Below are 17,735 nucleotides of genomic sequence, written 5' to 3' on the forward strand. Positions count from 1 at the left end.
GAAGCCCAGTAGCTGGTTGGCCATCGCGGCGGCGCTCGTCGCCGTCTTGCTGGTGCCACCGTTGCTCACACCGGGCAGCGAGGCCGACGAAGGCTCGCAGATCCGGTCGATGCGGGTGCTCGTGCCCAACGCGCCCGGGGGCGGTTACGACATCACGGCCCGCACGGCGACCAAGGCGATGGAGGACGCCGACCTGCTCGGCAACGCGGAGGTGTTCAACCTCCCGGGCGCCGGCGGCACGGTCGGTCTCGGCCGCACGGTGGCCGAACGCGGCAACGGCAAGCTCGTCATGTCGATGGGTCTCGGCGTCGTGGGCAGCGTGTTCACGAACAAGTCGCCGTCTTCGCTGCTCGACACCACGCCGGTGGCGAAGCTGATCGAAGAGTCGGACATCGTCGTGGTCGGCAAGGACTCGCCGTACAAGACGATCGACCAGCTCATCGCGGCCTGGAAGGCCGATCCGGGCGCGGTCCAGGTCGGCGGCGGTTCGTCCCCCGGCGGCCCGGACCACCTGGCGCCGATGCTGATGGCGAAGGCCGTCGGGCTGGCCCCCAAAAAGGTCAACTACGTCCAGTTCGACGGCGGCGGCGAGCTGCTCGCGTCGGTGCTCGGCGGCAAGGTCGCGTTCGGTGTCTCGGGCGTCGGTGAGTACCGCGACCAGATCGCGGCGGGCACGCTCCGGGTGCTGGCGGTGACCAGCGAGAAGCGGATCCCCGGGATCGACGCGCCGACGCTGTCGGAGTCCGGCGTGGACGTCAAGTTCACCAACTGGCGCGGCATCGTCGCGCCGCCCGGCATCACCGAGTCGGACCGGGCGAAGCTGGTCAGCCTGTTCGATCGGCTGCAGAAGACGCCGCAGTGGCAGGAAGCCTTGCAGCGCAACGGATGGACCGGGGCTTTCGCTCCCGGGGAGCAGTTCGGTTCGTTTCTCGAAGAGGAGAACACGCGAGTGGCAACGGTGCTGAAAGAGCTGGGTCTGGCATGACGACCACGTGGCTTAAAGGCCGCTCCGAACTCGGGGTGAGCGTGGGACTCCTGGCGCTCGGCGTCCTGGTGCTCACCGACGCGCTGCGCATCCCCACCGACTTCGCCCAGCGCGGACCGGTGGGGCCGAAGGCGGTGCCGATCCTGGTCGGTTCCCTGCTGCTGCTCGTCGCCGTGCTGCTGGCGCGCGACGTGCTGCGCGGCGGCAAGGGCGAGGCCGAGGGCGGCGAGGACATCGACCTCACCGAGCCCGCCGATCTGCGCACGGTCCTGTTGCTGTGCGGCGCCTTCCTCGCCAACGCGGCACTGATCGGCCTGGTCGGGTTCCCGATCTCGGGCGCGATCCTGTTCTGGGGCGCGGCGTACGCGCTCGGCAGCCGCAACCTGGTGCGTGACCCGCTGATCGCGGCCGGCATGTCCGTCGTGACCTTCCTGGTCTTCAACAACCTGCTCGGTGTCCCGCTCCCCGGTGGCCCGTTGATGGAGGTGTTCTGATGTTCCAGCAACTCATCGACGGCTTCGGTACCGCGCTGACCCCGACCCATATCGCGATGGCGGCGATCGGTGTCCTGCTGGGCACCGCGATCGGCGTGCTGCCGGGCATCGGCCCGGCCATGGCGGTGGCGCTGCTGCTGCCGGTGACCTACGGGCTGGAGCCCACCGGCGCGTTCATCATGTTCGCCGGCATCTACTACGGCGGGATGTTCGGCGGCTCGACGACGTCGATCCTGCTGAACACGCCGGGTGAGAGCGCGGCGGTGGTCGCGGCCATCGACGGAAACCCGATGGCCCGCAAGGGCCGTGGCGCGCAAGCGCTTGCGGCGGCCGCGATCGGGCACTTCGTCGGCGGCATCCTCGGCACGATCGCGCTGGTCGTGCTCGCCCCGGTGATCGCGAAGCACGCCGTCGACATCGGCGCGCCGGACCTGTTCGCGATCATGGTGCTGGCGTTCATCGCGGTCACCTCGGTGCTCGGCAGTTCCCGGATCCGCGGCGTGGCTTCGCTGCTGATCGGGCTCACCATCGGCCTGGTCGGCCTCGACGAGATGACCGGCCAGCAACGGCTGACCTTCGGCTCGCTGCACCTGGCCGACGGCATCGACGTGGTGATCGTGGCGGTCGCGCTGTTCGCGGTCGGCGAGTCGCTGTGGGTCGCCGCGCACCTGCGGCGCAACGCCTTCAAGCCGATCCCGGTCGGCAGGCCGTGGCTCTCGCGCGCCGATCTGAAGCGGACGTGGAAGCCGTGGCTGCGCGGGCCGCTCATCGGGTTCCCGTTCGGCGCGGTGCCCGCGGGTGGCGCGGAGATCCCGACTTTCCTCTCGTACGTCACGGAAAAGCGGCTCTCGAAGCACAAGGACGAGTTCGGCAAGGGCGCCATCGAAGGCGTCGCGGGTCCGGAAGCGACGGCGTCGGCGTCGGCCGCCGGGACGCTGGTCTCGATGCTGACGCTCGGCCTGCCGACCACCGCGGTCGCGGCCGTGATGCTCGCGGCGTTCCAGCAGTACGGCATCCAGCCGGGACCGCTGCTGTTCGAGCGGGAGTCTTCGCTGGTGTGGGGCCTGATCGCCTCGCTGTTCGTCGGCCTGACGCTGCTGCTGGTGCTGAACCTGCCGCTGGCGCCGCTGTGGGCGAAGCTGCTGCGGATCCCGAGGCCGTACCTCTACGCGGGCATCCTGTTCTTCGCCAGTGTCGGCGCGTACGCGGTCAACGCGGACATCTTCGACCTGCTGGTGATGTTCGTGATCGGCCTGATCGGGTTCGCGATGCGCCGCTACGGGCTGCCGGTGCTGCCGGCGATCATCGGCGTCATCCTCGGCCCGGCCGCCGAACAGCAGATGCGGCGCGCGCTGCAACTGAGCGACGGCAGCCTGACCGGGTTGTTCAACACCCCGTTCGCGATCGTGGTCTACGTGATCATCCTGGTGATCCTGTTCTTCCCGTTGATCAAGCGCTTCCTGCCTGCCCGTCCCACCGCCACCGAGGCGGAGCCCAAGGACAAGGTGGACGCCTGACCAGCGGGAATCCGGCCCGGCCTCGACTGCCCCGAGGCCGGGCCTTTTCCCTCTTCGGAAGGAGAACACTTGTCCGCGCGAGTGATCCTTCCGGCGCCTCACGGCAGCAGGATCGGCCCCATGAAGATCCTTCACGCGCCCCCTGCCGTCGGCGACACCGAACGCCCGGTCCCGCGCTGGGCGATGCGCCTGGCCTACGCGCTTCCCTGGCTCCTGCTGCCTTCGTGCCTGTGGCGGCTGCCTTTCGCCGTGCACTTCGAAATGGGGCAGATCCACGACCGCGGGATGCCGGACTACTGGTTGAGCATCCCGTACGTCCTCACGCTGAGCGCGCTTTCCGAAGTGATCGCGATCCTGACCATCGGGCTGGTTCGCGGCTGGGGTGAGGTCGTCCCCCGATGGATCCCGTTCCTCGGCGGCAAACCGGTCCGGCCGCTCGCGGCCGTGGTACCCGCTGTCGCCGGCGGCCTGATCCTCACCGCGCTGTTCAGCTCGATCCCGCTCGGCGGCGGCCGCCATCTCACCGTGTTCGGGGTGCGGGAAGGCGTCGGCTACCTCAGTGAAGGCTGGGAAATCCTGGCCCTGATCTGCATCTCCCCGCTCGCCCTGTGGGGGCCGATCACCATCGTTCTGGGCGTCGCCTACCACCTCCGCCGTAGGTAACGAAAAGATAACGGAGAGATCGCTTTTTGAACCAGGCTCGCTTCGGGGCCGTTTCAGCCAACGCGGAGTCAGTGACACCGGCGCTGCCGGCGCCGCCTCCCCCCGGGCTTCGCGCAACGACACCGAACGAGGTGAACAAGTTCATGCCCCGTAACCAAAGAACCGCCGGTCGCCACCGCATGGCACGCCGCACCAAGGTCGCCACGGGAGCCATCGCGCTCTCCCTCGCCGTCGGCGGGATCGTCGTGGTCAACACGACCGGAACCCCCGACGCCGCCAGGGCCGACGGCGCGGACAAGTCGTTCTTCATCGACATCAAGAAGGTTCCCCGCGGCAACAACGTCAACCTCGACCTCGCGAAACGAGGCGCCCGAGGGACGTTCACCGTGGACTGCGGCCGCAACGAGAACGGCCACTTCAACGGCGACAACTTCATCGCCCAGCCCGGCGTCCGCAATGGAGCCGAGCACCTCCACGACTACGTCGGGAACCTCTCGACCAACGCGGATTCGAACAACAAGAGCCTGCTGCGCGCGGGCACCACCTGCAAGAACGGGGACAAGTCGGCCTACTTCTGGCCGGTCATCCGGATCAACACCGAGGAAGAGGAAGAAAACGAGGCCGCGAACGAGGAGAAACTCGCCGCCGACCGCGTCGACGCGGCCAAGGACGAGGCCGCCGCCCAGGTCGACTGCCCCGACGTCGCCAGCGAACTCAGCGAACTCAGCGAGGTCCCCGACCAGGCCGCGCCCGCGGTCGACGAGAACCTCGACAAGCTCGACCAGGAGTCCGACAACGCGAACAACCAGCTGGCGCAAGGAAAACAAGCCGCTCAGGTGCTCGACGAACTGAAGAACAAGCGGAAGCCCTCGATCAAGAAGATCAGCGACACCATGCGGCAGGCGGGCAAACAAGTCGCGAAGAACGAAGACCAGCTCGCCGCCTGCGCGGTGAAGCAGAACGGCGAGGGCGGCCTCGACAACGGCGGCGACAACAGCAACGTCAACGCCGCGGGCGACGCCGAGAAGAAGAAGTCCGACGGCAAGGCCGCCGATCTGCCCGGCGTCGACGGCAACAACGAGATCGGCAACAACGAGGGCCAGATCCAGCGGCCCCGCAAAGTGGACCTGACCTTCACCAGCGGCGGCGCCCGCCGCGTCGTCGCGATGCCGAAGTTCCTGCGCGTGCTCTACGGCGACGCCAAGCAGAGCACCAACGGCCCGGCCAACGCCCGGCCCAGCTGGACCTGCAGCGGCTTCGAGGACCGGCTCACCGAGCTGTACCCGATCTGCCCGCAGGGCAGCAAGGTCACCCGGATCCACTCGTTCCCGAACTGCTGGGACGGGAAGAACACCGACAGCGCCAACCACCGCACACACATCGTTTTCTCGGACCGCAACGGGAACTGCCCGCGCGGCTTCAAGAACGTGCCACAGCTGCGGATCACGCTGGTGTACGACATCCCGCCGAACATCCAGGCGGCCGGACAGTACGCGGTCGACGCGTTCGCGCAGGAGAAGCACAACCCGCGCTCCGATCACGACGACTTCGCGAACGTGATGTCGCAACGGCTGATGAACCAGCTGGTGAAGTGCGTCAACAGCGGTCAGCGCTGCAGGCAGTAGGCGAGTCCGCCGGATGTCAGGAAAGGGGCTTTCAAGACAAAAAGTGCCTTGAAAGCCCCTTTCCTGACATTGCTATGTGGGGGCGCGGCGGGGATGACCCGCGCCCCCACCCCCGCGCCGGGGGTCCGGTCCCTGGCCCGGCGTAGGGGTACCGGGCCAGGAACCGGCGAGCGATACGGCTTTCCCTCCCTGGAAACCGGACCGCCCGGTCCTTGGGGTGTCAGGCCGTCGTCGACAACCGGCTGACCCGGTTGAACACGAGCGGCACCGCGACGGCGGGGTTCAGTTCGGCGAGGACCGCGTCGGCGTCCAGGCCGGGCAAGTGGATCCACGCGCTGTCCGCGAAGTCCGGGGTCGTGACGCTGATCCGGGCGCACCTCGCGGGCGGCACCAAGGCGACGCCGAACGGCTCGACCACGTTGCGCCACACGGATTGCGAGACGATCATCCCGGCGCCGAACTTGTCGCCCGTCGGGTCGGAACGGCACCAGTAGCCGACGGCGTCGTTGAAGGTCGAGGCGCACAGCAGGCGGGTCAGCGTGATGTACGTGCGGTGGTACCGGTGGTTGTCCGCCATCGGTCCCATGTGGACCGCCACCCGGGCCCGCATCGGGACGCGGGCGTAGCGGTTGCGGGTCCGGAGCAGATGGTCCAAGTGGAACACGACCTCGCAGAGCTGGCCGACGGCGTTGTCCGGATATGCGACCATCAGCCCGTCCCCGGTCTCCCGGAAGTGACGCGCTTCCCCCGGTGCGAGTCCCACCGCGTTGAAAGAGCGGGAAACCAGCGTTTCCATCTCGGTCTTCATCGGGTCCAGCAGGTCGTCACTGGCCTTGGACGAACCGACGATGTCGACGGAAAGCACGGCGTGGGTGTGCGCGTTGTATTGGCCTGAGGTCAGCACCTGCATCTCTGCGACCCCTCCCCTGATCGGTGAAAATTGGCGGCAGAAAGCAGTGTTCCCACTCCTCACCGGAAGTTCTGTTCGGAACCGAACAAAACCTGACCCCGCGCTGGTCAACGCCAGTGAGCTAAGTCACACCTTTTTCCGTGATCACCCGCAGTGCCTCGCGGTCGACGACGGTGATCGCACGGCGCGAACTGGCCACTACTCCCGCCTTCCGGAGCTTGTCCAGTGCCTGGGCGACCATGGTCCGCCCCATCGGGATGAACTGCGCGAGTTCGTCCTGGCTCAACGGGATCCCGATCCGCCAGCCGGCGGGTGTCCGGATGCCACAGACGTCGACGAGGTAGTCCAGCCGGGTCGCGACCCTGGCCACGGCCTGCGGTTTCCAGGATTGCGTCCGCTGCCGCTGGGCGAGCACGAACCGCCGGGCGACGCTGACGAGCACCTCGCGCATCGCCGCCGGATGATCCAGCAGGAACCGGTTGAACTCGCTCGCCGCGATCCGCCGGACATGGACCTCTTCGATGGCGACGACGTCGGCCATCCGGATCCCGCCCGCGATCACCGCGATCTCACCGTGCAGATCGCCGGGCACGCCGACGTCGAGAATGACCGTCGCGCCCATCCGGTCGGCGCTGGTCACCTTCACATAACCATGCCGTAGAAGCATGACGAAGTCGCCGGGTTCGCCCGCCCGCATCAGCGCCTGTCTGCTGTCGTAGGTCTGCGGGGTACCCATCTCCAGCAACCGGGCACGGACGGGTTCGTCCAGCCTCTCCAGGAACGGACGTTCTCTCTCTTCGGCGCCCTCCGGCCCCAAACCCACGAAACACCCTCCCAGGCAGTCGTGAACACCTATCGCGGAGAGTAACCGAATCGGCCACCCGATCCGGCGGCGGAACCGTCGTGGGTGGTGAAGATGCCCAGCCGGACCAGTTCCGTTCTGATCCACTCGGCCAACCGGTGCAACGGTCCGTCTTCGGCCTCGACGAAATAGCTGTCTACGATCTGGTGTCGCCTATCGGCGTGCTTCGCCGCGTAGAGCAGCGCTGACCGTACCTCCGACACCTTCAGCGGAGCGACCTTGATTCCTGGAGCGGGCCGCACAGTGCTTTTGGCGGCCATCACCGCCAGTACGGCTTCCTCCAGGCTGAACCGGTGCTCCACCGGTACGACCACATGTTCCACGCCCTCGACAACCCGGCGCCCGATCAACGGCATACTGTCAGATCAGCATGACGCACGGCCGTAGTCTGTTCGGCACCGAACACTCAGCGTGGTTCGACCGCCGCGATGGCGTCTTCGAGCGTTTCCCGGTACACCCTCATCCGCTGGACGAGCATCACCTGATCCGGATTCTCGTCCCGCGCGTGTCGCTCCAGTTTTTCGGTGGTCTGCTTCACCGTGACCTGCAGTTCCACGACCTCGGGCGCGTTCCGGCCCCGGTGGCTTTCGAGTCTCGTCACCGCGTTCCGGAACACTGCCGCGAGCTCGGTTTCGCCCGGCTGCACCGTTTCGATGGCTGTCAGCGCCCGTCCGAGCAGGCTGTAGTGGTCGTAGCCGGCGGGTTCCGGCGCGCGCTTCTCCCGCGCCGGTCTCGGCCGCCTGCCGTTCAGCACGAAGAACGCGGTTTCGGCCGGGAACAGCACGGCGAGCGCGGCGGCGGCGCCGAAGAGCCACGCCTGCGGATGCGGGTAGGTCACCGCGCGGCCGATCAGCCCGGCGATCAGGGCGAGTACCACCGCGACGACGTGGAACGGGCGGTTGTCGTGCTCGGCCATGTCAGAAGTTGCTGAAGACGTTGACGAACATCTTGTCGATGCCCTGTGGGTCGACGGCCTGGTAACCACGGGCCTTGGACTTCAGCGCGATCTCGTCGAGCACGCGGCTGTCCGCCTGCGCTCCGTACGCCATGGTGAAGATCCGGACGGAGTTGTCCAGCCGTTCCGCGTCGACGTTCTGCAACACCTGCTCCCTGGTCCCGGCCTCGGTGTTCTGGCCGTCGGTCAGGAAGACCACGGCGTTGATGAGGCTCGGATCGAACTCGCGCCGCATCTTGTCGTTGGCGGCCATCACCGTCTGGTACAGCGCGGTATCCCCTTTCGGGGTCAGGTTGTCGATCATGCCGAGCATCGGGCCGCGGACGTTCTTGACCTTGCCGATCGGCATCTTTTCCTCGTAACCGTCCGAGAACGTCCACAGCCCGACCTCGTCTTCGGGATGCAGGTACTCGAGTTGTTTCTTGATCGCGGGTTTCAGCAGGTCGATCCGGCGCTCGGAGTACGGCTTGTCCTTGCGGTTCTTGTCGAACGGCTCGTTCATCGATCCGGAAAGATCCAGCACCAGCAGGATCCGGCCGCGCCGTTGCGTGTATTCCCAGCCGTCCAGCATCTTCTGGATCTGCCGGCCGCTGGGGAGCGCGATGGGCCGGGGTTCGGCTCCCGCGGCATGCACGCCCTGAGCCAGCTTCTCGTTCCCGCGCCCTTCCGCGTCGCGGAAGCCGAGATCGCGGAAGCGGTCCTGTTGTGCCGGTTCCCGGAGGAACTCGGCGAAGTCCTTGGCCGCCACCCGCTGCTCCGGCGACGCCTTGGCCGTGGTGAGGAAGGGATGGTCGATCAGGACCGTCCCCTCGCTCGGGTGCACGGCCACCAGCGGCCGGTTCAGCGGGGCGGGGTCGGCCCGCAACTGTTTCGGGTCACCGGTCGGCGCGCCGTGGTTGTAGAGGTAGACCATCTGCTCCTGCATCGCCATCGCGCTGATGTAGGGCGTGGGCTTCTTCTGGTCCTCTTCGTACAGAGTCTTCAGGAACGCCACCGAGTCGTCGCTGTAGTAGGCGACCGACGCCTCGATGCCGCGGACGAACTGCACGGCGTCCGCGGCGTCGAGTTTGCCGTAGTCACCGCCCGTCGCCGCGAAATAGGTCGAGATCGTCGCGGCGAGCCCCGAGGTCGATCGGCGCGGATTGTCCTTGCCCAGCGTGAAGTTGCCCCACTGCGCGTTCTTCGGGTCGACGCCGCCCCAGCCGCCCTTCCGGTTCACCTCGAGCACGTCCCGCCAGCCGATGCCCTTCGCGGGCCAGCCGAGTTCCTTGGCCATCGGCTCCGGCATCGCGATCACCATCGGGCTCGTCGCGAGCGAGATCTTCTGGCCGTCCTCGACCAGGTCGCCTTTGCCGCGCTGGCGCAGCAGGTCGAGCCAGAGCGACGAACTCGGCAGCCAGACCTGGGGTTCGGGCTGGTTCTCGTCGATGTCGTTCCAGCCGTCGGCGATGAGGTCGAGCGCGGCGCCCGAGGTCTTCTTGAACGCCTCGACCTTCGCGCACCGGCCGCCGTCGAAGGTGCGGCCGGTGTTGTTGTACCGCTCGGCCAGTTCGGCGATCAGGTCGCCCTTCTCCGTGGAGGAACTGGTGACCAGCCGGACGCAGTCGGTCCTGGCCGCGTTCGAGGGCGCGGTGACCGTGGTCGCGAGCAGGACGATCACGAGCGTCCCGACGAACGCGCCGAAGACGAGCGAAAGCCAGCCTGATCTCCGCATGCGCGCCCCCTCGACGTCGTAGCGCGCAAGTGTAGCTACAACGTGGTTCCCGGTTCCGTATCCTCGGTCACCAGATCGTAGGTTTCGAAACTGAAGCGGGCGAGGGTACCCACCCAATTCCGATAGACCTGTAGATCATCGAAGGATTCGACGTCTAGCCGCCATTCAGGTGGAAAGGCTTCGGCAGGCGATTCACCGTCGGAAAGCGCGATGAAGGTGGAGCGCGCGGCTCCCGGGTCGGCGACCAGGAGGGTCAGCAGGACGAGCACCGCCCGATACGGGCCGCCGACGAACCGCGCCAGTTCCGCGTCGGGAATGCCGATGCGCACGAGCCGGTACAGGTTGACCAGTTTCCGGATCTCGCGCGGCGTGTTGAGCCTTTTCCGGAGCACATGGACGAAATCGCGTTCGACCTCGGTGAGCCGCAACCGGTCCGGTCGCATGTTGTAGAACGTGGGCGGGGTTTTGTCCTCGACGAGGAATTCCTCCGGACCGTCGCCTTCGCCGCTTTCGAAGACGAGTCCGTCTTCGGGTTCCACCCCGCGCCCGGCGGTCGCCGGTTCCCGTCCTTCGATCGGCATCAGGGCGTCGATCAGTTCGTCCGCCGCGGCTCCCAGGGGACGCAGGGCGAACACGATCTGGAAGATCTTGTCGAGGTACTCGGCCTGCCCGGCTTCCCCGGTGCCGAACAGTTCTTCGTGGTGCTGGTCCAGGCATCGCCGCAGCCATCTCGGATCGACAGCCACCACCACGACGAACGCGGGCAGGGCCAGCAGCAGGTGCACCGCGGCGAGCACCTCGATCACCTTCGACGGCGGGCAGCGGTCGAGATCGTCGATGTAGAGCACGATCCGTTCCAGCGGCGGCTCGCCCTTGGCGCCCGCCAGCAGCCATTCCTTCCGCGCGTCCACCAGATCGGCGCTGAGGTCCGCGAGATCCTCCCGGACCCGGGCGAAAACCCCTTGGTAGTCCCCGTATCGGCCGGTCTTCGCTTCTTCGATCAGATCGCCGAGTCGGGCGGCCGCGTCCAGCCGCCGGAGCCGTTCCTCGGTCTCCCGGACCTCCGCCTCGAACCGCTCGGCTCGTTTGCCGACGTCGCTCCGCAGTTTGTCCAATGTGGACTTCATCGGCGCGAGGGCGGCCCTGGCCGTGGTGAGCGCCGGGGTCAGCACGGCGCCGAGGGCGACGACGGCACCCGCCGCGGCGAGGATCGCGTTGTGCCACAACGTCCAGCCGACGATCGCCGCGACGAGACCGAGCACGCCGGAGACCGCGTAGCCCGCGACGGCGAGGCGGCGCCGTCGGCGTTCGGCCCGGTCCACGCCGGACACCAGGAGCCGCCAGCGCCAGGTGCGCGGGGAGGCCGCTTTGACGGCTTCGAGGCCCGCCAGCCGGGTCCGCAGTTCCTCCCGTTCGTCACGGACCTCGCCGGCGTCCGCGTGGGTCCGGGGCGAGCCCAGGTTCCGGAACAGGTGGTCCACCAGCCCGACCCACAGGTGATCGTCGTGGTACTGCCAGGCGTTGAACCGGATCTGCCGGATCTCACCGGCGAACACGCCGGTGGCGGCGTCACCCCGGGAGCGCCGGGCCAGTTCGGCGACCCGGTCGGTCACCTGCCGCACGAAGCTGGACTTGCCGGACCCCCAGGGGCCCAGCAGCGCGACGCACAACGGCGGGCTGGTCTCGCGGTCGGCGATGACCGCGGCGAGGGTGCGCACGTCGTCCTGGAAGCCGATCAGGTCGACCGGGCTTTCGATGTCGGGTGTGATCCGCGGGCGCGCCCGCCCGGGTTTGGGCTCGACGAAACCGGTGCCGTCGATCTGGTTGCCGAAGCGGTCCCACACCCGGATCGTGCGGTCGTCCCCGACCGTGACGATCTTCTCGTTGCCCGCCGTGCAGGCGATCGCGCGGACGTTTCCCCGGTGTCCCTTGAGGAGCGTGTACGCGGCCGGGTCGTCGACGGCGCGGACGCAGACCTCGCCGCCGGAACCGCCGGAGAACACCAGTCTGCCGTCCGGGCTGAAGGCCAGTGTCCGCACCACGCCGGTGTGGCCGGGGAAGACGAGCGTCGGATCGCCCCGGCGCCCCCACAGGCGGACGGTCTCGCCCTCACCGGACAGCACACGTTGGCCGTCGGCCGAAACCGCGACCACGTGGACCGCGCCCGCGCCCCCGAACCGGTAGTGGGAAACGACTTCCCGGTCCCACAGCCGGACGCCACCGGTGTCGTCACCGGCGACGACGACCCGGCCGTCCGGGGTCACCGCGACCGATTCGACCTCCGGACCGCCGGTGCGGAGACCCCGCACGGTCACCCCGTCGAGCCGCCGGACCTCGACCACGCTTCCCGCGCCGGACACGGCGAACTCGTTCGCCACCGCGACCGCGACGGTCCGCTTGGTGGTCTGGACCTCTGGTGGTGCTGCCTCGTGCCCGGCGAGCCGCCAGCGCCGCACCGTCGCCCCATCGCAGCCGACCACGTGCCCACCCGAGATACCCACCGCGAGCACCGGCCGATCGTGGCCGCTCAGCACGAACCGCTGTACGCCGGTCTCCAGGTCCCAGACCCGGACGGTCCTGTCCGCACCCCCGGTGACCAGCCGGTTTCCGTTCACCGCGACCGCGAGGATCGGGTCTTCGTGTCCGGTGAAACGCGCCGTCGTCATAACGGCACAGTCTCCCGGTCGCGTCAAGATCATGGTTAACGACAGGCGACTATCGGCGGGTACCCCGACAACCTTGACAGGTCCTAACATCACGCGGAGGCAACGGAGGATCACGCACAGATTCCTCCCGCCAGAACAAAAGTGTCGACACTGCTCCGAAATTCCAGCACGCCTTAAACGCGAGGAGTTCAACGTGCTTCGACGTACCTTCGCCGCGGTGCTCACCGGCGCCGCGCTCTCCATCTCGGTGCTCTCGGCACCCTCCGCCGGTGCCGCCGAGATGTTGGCGACCACCCTGACCTACGACGACAGCCAGGCCGCGGAGTTCAAGGCAGACGTGGCCGCCGGCGTCAACGTCTGGAACACCAACGTCACCAACGTCCGTCTCGTGAAGGCGACGCCGGGGCAGCGGGTCAACATCCGGATCGTCGCCGACAACGGCTGGCCGCGCGCCACCCTCGGCCCGGTCCGCCCGAACGGCACGGTCACCGTCTGGTACGGCAGGCAGGCCGTCCAGCAGGGCTACAACAAGACCCGGATCGCCTCGCACGAGCTGGGCCACAGCCTCGGCCTGCCGGACGTGAAGCCCGGGCCGTGCTCGTCGCTGATGTCCGGTTCGACCGGTGGTGTCAGCTGCGCCAGCGTGAACCCGAACGCCCAGGAGAAGGCCCAGGTCCAGCGGAACTACGCCGGCACCGCCGTGCGGAACGCCGACGCGGGCAAGGTCCTCGCGGAGATCGGCTGATCCCGTGCCAGGGGGTGCCCGCCCGGCACCCCCTGGCCTGGACGGCGTCCTAGTCCTTCGCCGTGATCGCCGCCGCCGGGCACAACTGCACGGCTTCGCCGATCCCGTCCGGTTCCGGGTCGAGCAACCGGACCCGGCCGTCTTCTTCGTCCTGTCCGAACACCTCGGGCGCGGTCAGCACACACATTCCGGCGCCCACACAGCGTTCCCGGTCGACTTCGAGTCGCATCGCGATCAGTCCCACGCCACCGGGAGCGAGTACACCCCGTAGATGTCGGAGTCGGACCGCATCGGGACCTCCTCGGCCGGAACGGCCAGGCGCAGCGCCGGGAACCTGGCCAGCAGGCCGGTGAAGGCGACCTTCATCTGGACCCGCGCGAGCTGCTGACCGAGGCACTGGTGCACCCCGTGCCCGAAGGACAGGTGCCCGGCGGTCTTCCGCCCGATGTCGAGCCGGTCGGGCTCGGGGAACTTCAGCGGGTCGCGGTTGGCGGCCAGCACCGAGATCGCGACCACCTCCCCCGCTTTGACGAGCTGCCCGCCGATTTCGACGTCTTCGAGCGCGGTGCGCGCACCGGTGTGCGTGATCGCCAGGTAGCGCAGCAGTTCCTCGATCGCGCCGTCGATCCGTTCGGGATCTTCGCGCAGGAGGGCCAGCTGCTCCGGGTGCTGCAGGAGCGCGAAGGTGCCCAGCCCCAGCATGTTCGCCGTGGTGTCCAAACCGGCCCCCAGCAACAGGAACGCGATGCCGGTGAGTTCCTCCTCGGTGAGTTCGGTGGCGGCGAGGTCGCCGAGGATGTCGTCGGTCGGCTCGGCCCGCTTGGCCACGACGAGTTTGTAGAGGTACTCGCCCAGCGCGTTCATGGCGGCGTTCTGTTCTTCGAGCGAGGAGTCCGGCATGTTCAGCGGCAGGACGTTGCGGCGGAAGAACTCGTGGTCCTCGTAGGGGACGCCGAGCAGCTCGCAGATCATCAGCGCCGGAATGGGCTGGGCGAAGGCCGTCACCAGATCGGCCGTCGTTCCCTGCTTCTCCATCGCGTCGAGGAATTCGGCGGTCACCTGCTCGACCCGTTCGGCGAGCAGCCGCATCCGGCGGACGGTGAACTTGCCGGTGAGCAGCTTGCGGTAGCGGCCGTGTTCCGGATCGTCCATCTTGATGAACAGCCCCGGCGGCGCGGGCGGCGGCACCACCATCGCCGCCGGGCCCGGCAGCGGTGAGTGCAACAGTTCCTGCCGTGCGCTGAAGCGCGAATCCGCGGTGACCTCCCGGACGATCGCGTGCCCCGTCGCGAGCCAGCCTTCGTGGCCGCCCGGGAACGTCATCCGGACGAGCGGGTGCTCGTCGCGCAGCGGGCCGAGTTCGGCGGGCGGGTCGAACGGGCAGCCGCGCGGCCGTTCGAGCGGCAACTCCGCGAGATGGGGTCCTGAAGTCGTCATAGCTGTTCCTCCCAGTTTTTAGCGATACTAAAAGGCTACGTTGCATTTACAGACCCTTCAAAGCTTGAACCTGGCCTTTTGGTCGTAATAGCTGGTAGATTTCCCGGAATCGTTGCAACGATCTTGCCGGTGAACGCAACGAAACGTTGCAATGATCTGCGACTGAACGCACAGGAGGTGCCCATGCCGGGCGGCAGGCTGACCCAGGAGGACCGCCGGCTGATCGCGACCTTGCTCAAGGACGGTCTCGGCTACGCCGAAATCGCCCGGCGGCTCGGGCGCCCGACGTCGACGATCAGCCGCGAGGTCGCACGCAACAGCGGCCATTCCGGCTACCGCGCCGAAGAAGCGAGCCGGGTGACCGGGGAACGGGCGCGACGCCGCAAGCCGCGGCCGCGGGCCACCCCCGTCGTGCAGAACGGCTACGGGCGGGACCCGGAGGCGGTGCGCGCCTTCGAAACCGACTTCGCCGAAATGATGGTCGCGACCGGACTGCCGCGGATGACCTCGCGAGTGCTCTCCTGTCTGGCCGTCAGCGACGACGGCGTGCTCAGCGCGGCCGAGCTCGCCCGGCGGCTCCAGGTCAGCCCCGCCTCGGTCTCGAACGCCGTCGCCTACCTCGAAGCGCAGGCGATGCTCCGCCGGGAACGGGACGGGCGGCGGGAGCAGTACGTCCTCGACGAGGAGATGCCGCAGCGCGTGTGGGCCGAGAGCATCCGGGCGAACCAGGAATGGGTCAAGATCTCCCGCCAAGGTGCCGAAGTCCTCGGTCCTTCGACCCCGGCGGGTGCCCGCATGGACGATCTCTCCCGCTTTCACGCGCGCATCAACGAAGTCATGCTGGACGACCGCGTCGCCGTTTACGCCAGCGACGCGCTGACCGTGCTCGCCGCTCTGCTGCACGCGAGACGCGCGCTTCCCGTTTCGGCGCTCGCGTCCGCGTTGGGGTGGCCGGAGGAGCGGGTGACGGGGGCTTTGCGGGTGGTGGACGAGCATCCGCACATCGCCGGTCCGGTGACGGTGGTTCGCGGTGGTTCGCTTGATGGGGAGTACCGGGCGGTTCCTTTGGTGGAACGGCTGACCGGGGCGCAGTTGGCGGCTTTGGGGTCTTTGGAGGCTTGAGCGCGGTGGCCGCTTTTCGGCAATGGCGCCGTTTCTCGGCAACGGGCTCAGAGCGGTGGCTGCCTGCCGGTGGGGTGCGCGGCGACCAGGCAATATCGTCGCCGGGGCGCGGCGATAGCCCTCCCAAGCCGAGGTGTTCGACCCGAGGCAGGTTCGCGTGAGCGTGTCGCCGAACTTCGGCAAATGGGACGGAGTGGCTCCGGCGCAAGCGATCCACAAGTCCCGATCGTTGCCGGATTTCGGCGACAAGCCCCGGCGGGTCCCGGCCCTCGTCGTTGGGCGCGAAGGAGACTGTCTCAAGCCGAGGGGTTCGACCCGACGCAGACCCGCGTGACCCCGTCACCGAATTTCGACAAATGGGACGGAATGGCTCCGGCACATACGATCCACAACTGGCCGATCGTTGCCGGATTCCGGCAACAGAACCCGACGGACCGCAGCCCCCGTCGTTGGACGCGCAGGAGACTGCCTCAAGCCGAGGGGTTCGAGCCGACGCAGACCCGCGTGAACATGTCGCCGAATCTCGACAAATGAGGCGGAGAAGCTCCGGCGCATGCGATCCACAAGTCGCGATCGTCGCCGGATTTCGGCAACAGAACCCGACGGGCCGCGGCCATCGCCGTTGGGTGCGAAGGAGAGTTTCGAGTCGAGGCAGGTAGCTGGGAGCGCGTCGCCGTTTTCCGGCAACGGCGCTCAGAACGGTGGTGGCTCCTCGGCGGTGCGTGGGCGAGGCTCGTGGAGTGGGGGCGGCGCGCTGTCGTAGCTTTGTCCGGTCGGAGTGGTGACGGTGAGGGTGCCGTCGGGGGTGAGCTGGAAGGTCCAGCCGGGTTCGTCTTTGAGGCGGTGGTCTCGGCGGCAGAAGGCGATGAGATCGTCGGCGTCGGTGTGGCCGCCGTGTTGCCAGGGCACCGCGTGGTCGAGGTCGCAGGCCTGGGCGACGCGGTGACAACCGGGTCTTCGGCATTCACGGTCCCGGACCCGGACGAACTCGTCGAGACCGGCGGTGGGCCGGTAGCGGTCGCGGCCGAGGTCGAGGACCTGTCCGGAAAGCGGGTCGGTGATGATCCGGCGGAGCACGGTGTTCGGGCCGGTGGCGATGTGCCGAGCCAACGCGGCCGTTATGTGGCCGTGTCCGGCGAGTTCGGCGGGGTCGTTGTTGAGGCCGAGGTAAGTGTCCAGGTCCATGTACAGGAACACCTCGGCGCGTTCGCCGGTGCCGCCGGTGCCGCCGAGCAGGAGGTCGAGCGCGACGTCCGCGCGGAGCTGATCCAGGGTGCGGGTCTCGCCACCGGTTTTGAGGGCCCGGGCCTCACGGTCGATCCGCCGGTAGGCGGCGGTGACCTTTTCGACCGGGCCATCCTCGACCTCGATCGACGCGACCCCGGTCTCCCCGTGCCTCAGGGTGAGACGGCGACCTTCGCGATGACGGGCGGTGCGTGCGTCGGCGCCGTCGCGGTCAACGGTGTCGGCCGCGTGACTCGCCGCTTTCCGGATCTGATCAGGATTCCTGCCCGGTAACCGGTCCTCCAGTGCCGCGTCCGCGGCGAGCGCGTTCTCGTCCGAGAGCCACGCGGTGGCCGCGGCGACTTTCATCGCGCTGAACCCGGCCAGCTTCCCCTCGTCCATCAGGTTCAGCGTGCGGGGCAGGCGAGTGGTCAACGCGTCAGCGGCGGCGACCATCGCCCCCGCATGATTGTCCACAAGGGACAACTCGAAAGCGACCTCCTGGGTTACGCTCCGCGCCCCCTCTCGGTGCCGGTTCAGTTGTGCGATCGCCCGGAACCGGACCGCCTCCAACTGCGCGATCCCCGCCGACGCCGCTTTCGCGACAGCAACACAATCGGCGTCGTCCAAAGAGAAGACGGCTGCGTTGACGAGCTCCAGGCTTCCGGGTTCAGTGAGTTTTTCGAGTAATGCCACCGGTGTGGCTTCGTGTGTGTCCACCCGATCACCATACGACCAGCCACCGACAGTTCTCGATCATGCAGGCGCCACAAGGCATTGCGGGTTCTGGGTGTTCGGTTGGCGCTGCGCGTTGCC

General features: G+C 68.0%; 16 protein-coding genes. 7 read left to right on the top strand and 9 right to left on the bottom strand.

Annotated features, from left to right (window positions below; translation table 11 throughout):
* The first annotated feature begins 16 nt into the window (after nt 1–16).
* The 5 genes from ACFWMR_RS07650 to ACFWMR_RS07670 all read left to right on the top strand — a co-directional run bounded on the left by ACFWMR_RS07650 (nt 17) and on the right by ACFWMR_RS07670 (nt 5,284).
* On the top strand, nt 17–985 hold the full coding sequence (locus tag ACFWMR_RS07650; RefSeq protein WP_093932412.1) for a Bug family tripartite tricarboxylate transporter substrate binding protein: 969 nt from the start codon (nt 17–19) through the stop codon (nt 983–985).
* Nucleotides 982–1,479: a tripartite tricarboxylate transporter TctB family protein gene (locus tag ACFWMR_RS07655; RefSeq protein WP_378377810.1), complete on the top strand. Its 498-nt coding sequence runs from the start codon at nt 982–984 to the stop codon at nt 1,477–1,479. Before ACFWMR_RS07650 ends, ACFWMR_RS07655 begins: the two co-directional genes overlap by 4 nt.
* Complete coding sequence (locus ACFWMR_RS07660; protein WP_378377811.1) at nt 1,479–2,996, top strand: tripartite tricarboxylate transporter permease; 1,518 nt, start codon at nt 1,479–1,481, stop codon at nt 2,994–2,996. Before ACFWMR_RS07655 ends, ACFWMR_RS07660 begins: the two co-directional genes overlap by 1 nt.
* A gap of 120 nt (nt 2,997–3,116) precedes the next feature.
* Nucleotides 3,117–3,659 (top strand): hypothetical protein, encoded by a 543-nt coding sequence (locus ACFWMR_RS07665; RefSeq protein WP_378377812.1) that lies wholly within the window; start codon nt 3,117–3,119, stop codon nt 3,657–3,659.
* Nucleotides 3,660–3,838: 179 nt separating this feature from the next.
* Nucleotides 3,839–5,284: a DUF1996 domain-containing protein gene (locus ACFWMR_RS07670; protein ID WP_378377813.1), complete on the top strand. Its 1,446-nt coding sequence runs from the start codon at nt 3,839–3,841 to the stop codon at nt 5,282–5,284.
* A gap of 220 nt (nt 5,285–5,504) precedes the next feature.
* Here the strand turns inward: ACFWMR_RS07670 and ACFWMR_RS07675 are convergent, their stop codons facing one another.
* The 6 genes from ACFWMR_RS07675 to ACFWMR_RS07700 form a co-directional block, all read right to left on the bottom strand.
* Complete coding sequence (locus tag ACFWMR_RS07675; protein ID WP_378377814.1) at nt 5,505–6,194, bottom strand: hypothetical protein; 690 nt, start codon at nt 6,192–6,194, stop codon at nt 5,505–5,507.
* Between the two features lie 121 nt (nt 6,195–6,315).
* Nucleotides 6,316–7,017, bottom strand: a complete 702-nt coding sequence (locus ACFWMR_RS07680) for a Crp/Fnr family transcriptional regulator (RefSeq protein WP_005157733.1) — start codon at nt 7,015–7,017, stop codon at nt 6,316–6,318.
* Between the two features lie 29 nt (nt 7,018–7,046).
* A complete protein-coding gene (locus ACFWMR_RS07685; protein ID WP_093932407.1) occupies nt 7,047–7,412 on the bottom strand; it encodes a hypothetical protein in 366 nt (121 codons plus the stop codon).
* Between the two features lie 50 nt (nt 7,413–7,462).
* The gene (locus ACFWMR_RS07690) at nt 7,463–7,972 is read right to left on the bottom strand and encodes a hypothetical protein (RefSeq protein ID WP_093932406.1); all 510 of its coding nucleotides are present in this window, start codon (nt 7,970–7,972) and stop codon (nt 7,463–7,465) included.
* A 1-nt stretch (nt 7,973) separates the two neighbouring features.
* Nucleotides 7,974–9,725 (bottom strand): substrate-binding domain-containing protein, encoded by a 1,752-nt coding sequence (locus ACFWMR_RS07695; protein WP_378377815.1) that lies wholly within the window; start codon nt 9,723–9,725, stop codon nt 7,974–7,976.
* A 35-nt stretch (nt 9,726–9,760) separates the two neighbouring features.
* Nucleotides 9,761–12,391 carry a P-loop NTPase fold protein gene (locus ACFWMR_RS07700; protein WP_378377816.1) on the bottom strand — a complete coding sequence of 877 codons (2,631 nt, stop codon included), beginning with the start codon at nt 12,389–12,391 and terminating at the stop codon, nt 9,761–9,763.
* A gap of 193 nt (nt 12,392–12,584) precedes the next feature.
* Here ACFWMR_RS07700 and ACFWMR_RS07705 point away from each other — a divergent pair, with 193 nt between their 5' ends.
* Complete coding sequence (locus ACFWMR_RS07705; protein WP_378377817.1) at nt 12,585–13,136, top strand: snapalysin family zinc-dependent metalloprotease; 552 nt, start codon at nt 12,585–12,587, stop codon at nt 13,134–13,136.
* A gap of 49 nt (nt 13,137–13,185) precedes the next feature.
* Here the strand turns inward: ACFWMR_RS07705 and ACFWMR_RS07710 are convergent, their stop codons facing one another.
* Both ACFWMR_RS07710 and ACFWMR_RS07715 read right to left on the bottom strand, forming a co-directional pair.
* Nucleotides 13,186–13,365 carry a ferredoxin gene (locus ACFWMR_RS07710; RefSeq protein ID WP_093932421.1) on the bottom strand — a complete coding sequence of 60 codons (180 nt, stop codon included), beginning with the start codon at nt 13,363–13,365 and terminating at the stop codon, nt 13,186–13,188.
* A gap of 5 nt (nt 13,366–13,370) precedes the next feature.
* The gene (locus ACFWMR_RS07715; RefSeq protein ID WP_378377818.1) at nt 13,371–14,573 is read right to left on the bottom strand and encodes a cytochrome P450; all 1,203 of its coding nucleotides are present in this window, start codon (nt 14,571–14,573) and stop codon (nt 13,371–13,373) included.
* A gap of 183 nt (nt 14,574–14,756) precedes the next feature.
* On the opposite strand from ACFWMR_RS07715, the gene ACFWMR_RS07720 reads away from it, so the two are divergent.
* Complete coding sequence (locus ACFWMR_RS07720) at nt 14,757–15,695, top strand: GbsR/MarR family transcriptional regulator (RefSeq protein WP_378377819.1); 939 nt, start codon at nt 14,757–14,759, stop codon at nt 15,693–15,695.
* Between the two features lie 693 nt (nt 15,696–16,388).
* Here ACFWMR_RS07720 and ACFWMR_RS07725 read toward each other — a convergent pair.
* Complete coding sequence (locus tag ACFWMR_RS07725; RefSeq protein ID WP_378377820.1) at nt 16,389–17,639, bottom strand: HNH endonuclease signature motif containing protein; 1,251 nt, start codon at nt 17,637–17,639, stop codon at nt 16,389–16,391.
* Nucleotides 17,640–17,735 lie beyond the last annotated feature (96 nt).

This window comes from Amycolatopsis thailandensis (assembly GCF_042723255.1).
In the GTDB taxonomy this organism is placed as follows: domain Bacteria; phylum Actinomycetota; class Actinomycetes; order Mycobacteriales; family Pseudonocardiaceae; genus Amycolatopsis; species Amycolatopsis thailandensis.

What these genes read in the sequence shown, in the direction of transcription:
- ACFWMR_RS07655 (WP_378377810.1), top strand. Translation starts at nt 982, where the DNA reads ATGACGACCACGTGGCTTAAAGGCCGCTCCGAACTCGGGGTGAGCGTG.
- ACFWMR_RS07660 (WP_378377811.1), top strand. Translation starts at nt 1,479, where the DNA reads ATGTTCCAGCAACTCATCGACGGCTTCGGTACCGCGCTGACCCCGACC.
- ACFWMR_RS07665 (WP_378377812.1), top strand. Translation starts at nt 3,117, where the DNA reads ATGAAGATCCTTCACGCGCCCCCTGCCGTCGGCGACACCGAACGCCCG.
- ACFWMR_RS07670 (WP_378377813.1), top strand. Translation starts at nt 3,839, where the DNA reads ATGGCACGCCGCACCAAGGTCGCCACGGGAGCCATCGCGCTCTCCCTC.
- ACFWMR_RS07675 (WP_378377814.1), bottom strand. Translation starts at nt 6,194, where the DNA reads ATGCAGGTGCTGACCTCAGGCCAATACAACGCGCACACCCACGCCGTG.
- ACFWMR_RS07685 (WP_093932407.1), bottom strand. Translation starts at nt 7,412, where the DNA reads ATGCCGTTGATCGGGCGCCGGGTTGTCGAGGGCGTGGAACATGTGGTC.
- ACFWMR_RS07690 (WP_093932406.1), bottom strand. Translation starts at nt 7,972, where the DNA reads ATGGCCGAGCACGACAACCGCCCGTTCCACGTCGTCGCGGTGGTACTC.
- ACFWMR_RS07695 (WP_378377815.1), bottom strand. Translation starts at nt 9,725, where the DNA reads ATGCGGAGATCAGGCTGGCTTTCGCTCGTCTTCGGCGCGTTCGTCGGG.
- ACFWMR_RS07700 (WP_378377816.1), bottom strand. Translation starts at nt 12,391, where the DNA reads ATGACGACGGCGCGTTTCACCGGACACGAAGACCCGATCCTCGCGGTC.
- ACFWMR_RS07710 (WP_093932421.1), bottom strand. Translation starts at nt 13,365, where the DNA reads ATGCGACTCGAAGTCGACCGGGAACGCTGTGTGGGCGCCGGAATGTGT.
- ACFWMR_RS07715 (WP_378377818.1), bottom strand. Translation starts at nt 14,573, where the DNA reads ATGACGACTTCAGGACCCCATCTCGCGGAGTTGCCGCTCGAACGGCCG.
- ACFWMR_RS07720 (WP_378377819.1), top strand. Translation starts at nt 14,757, where the DNA reads ATGCCGGGCGGCAGGCTGACCCAGGAGGACCGCCGGCTGATCGCGACC.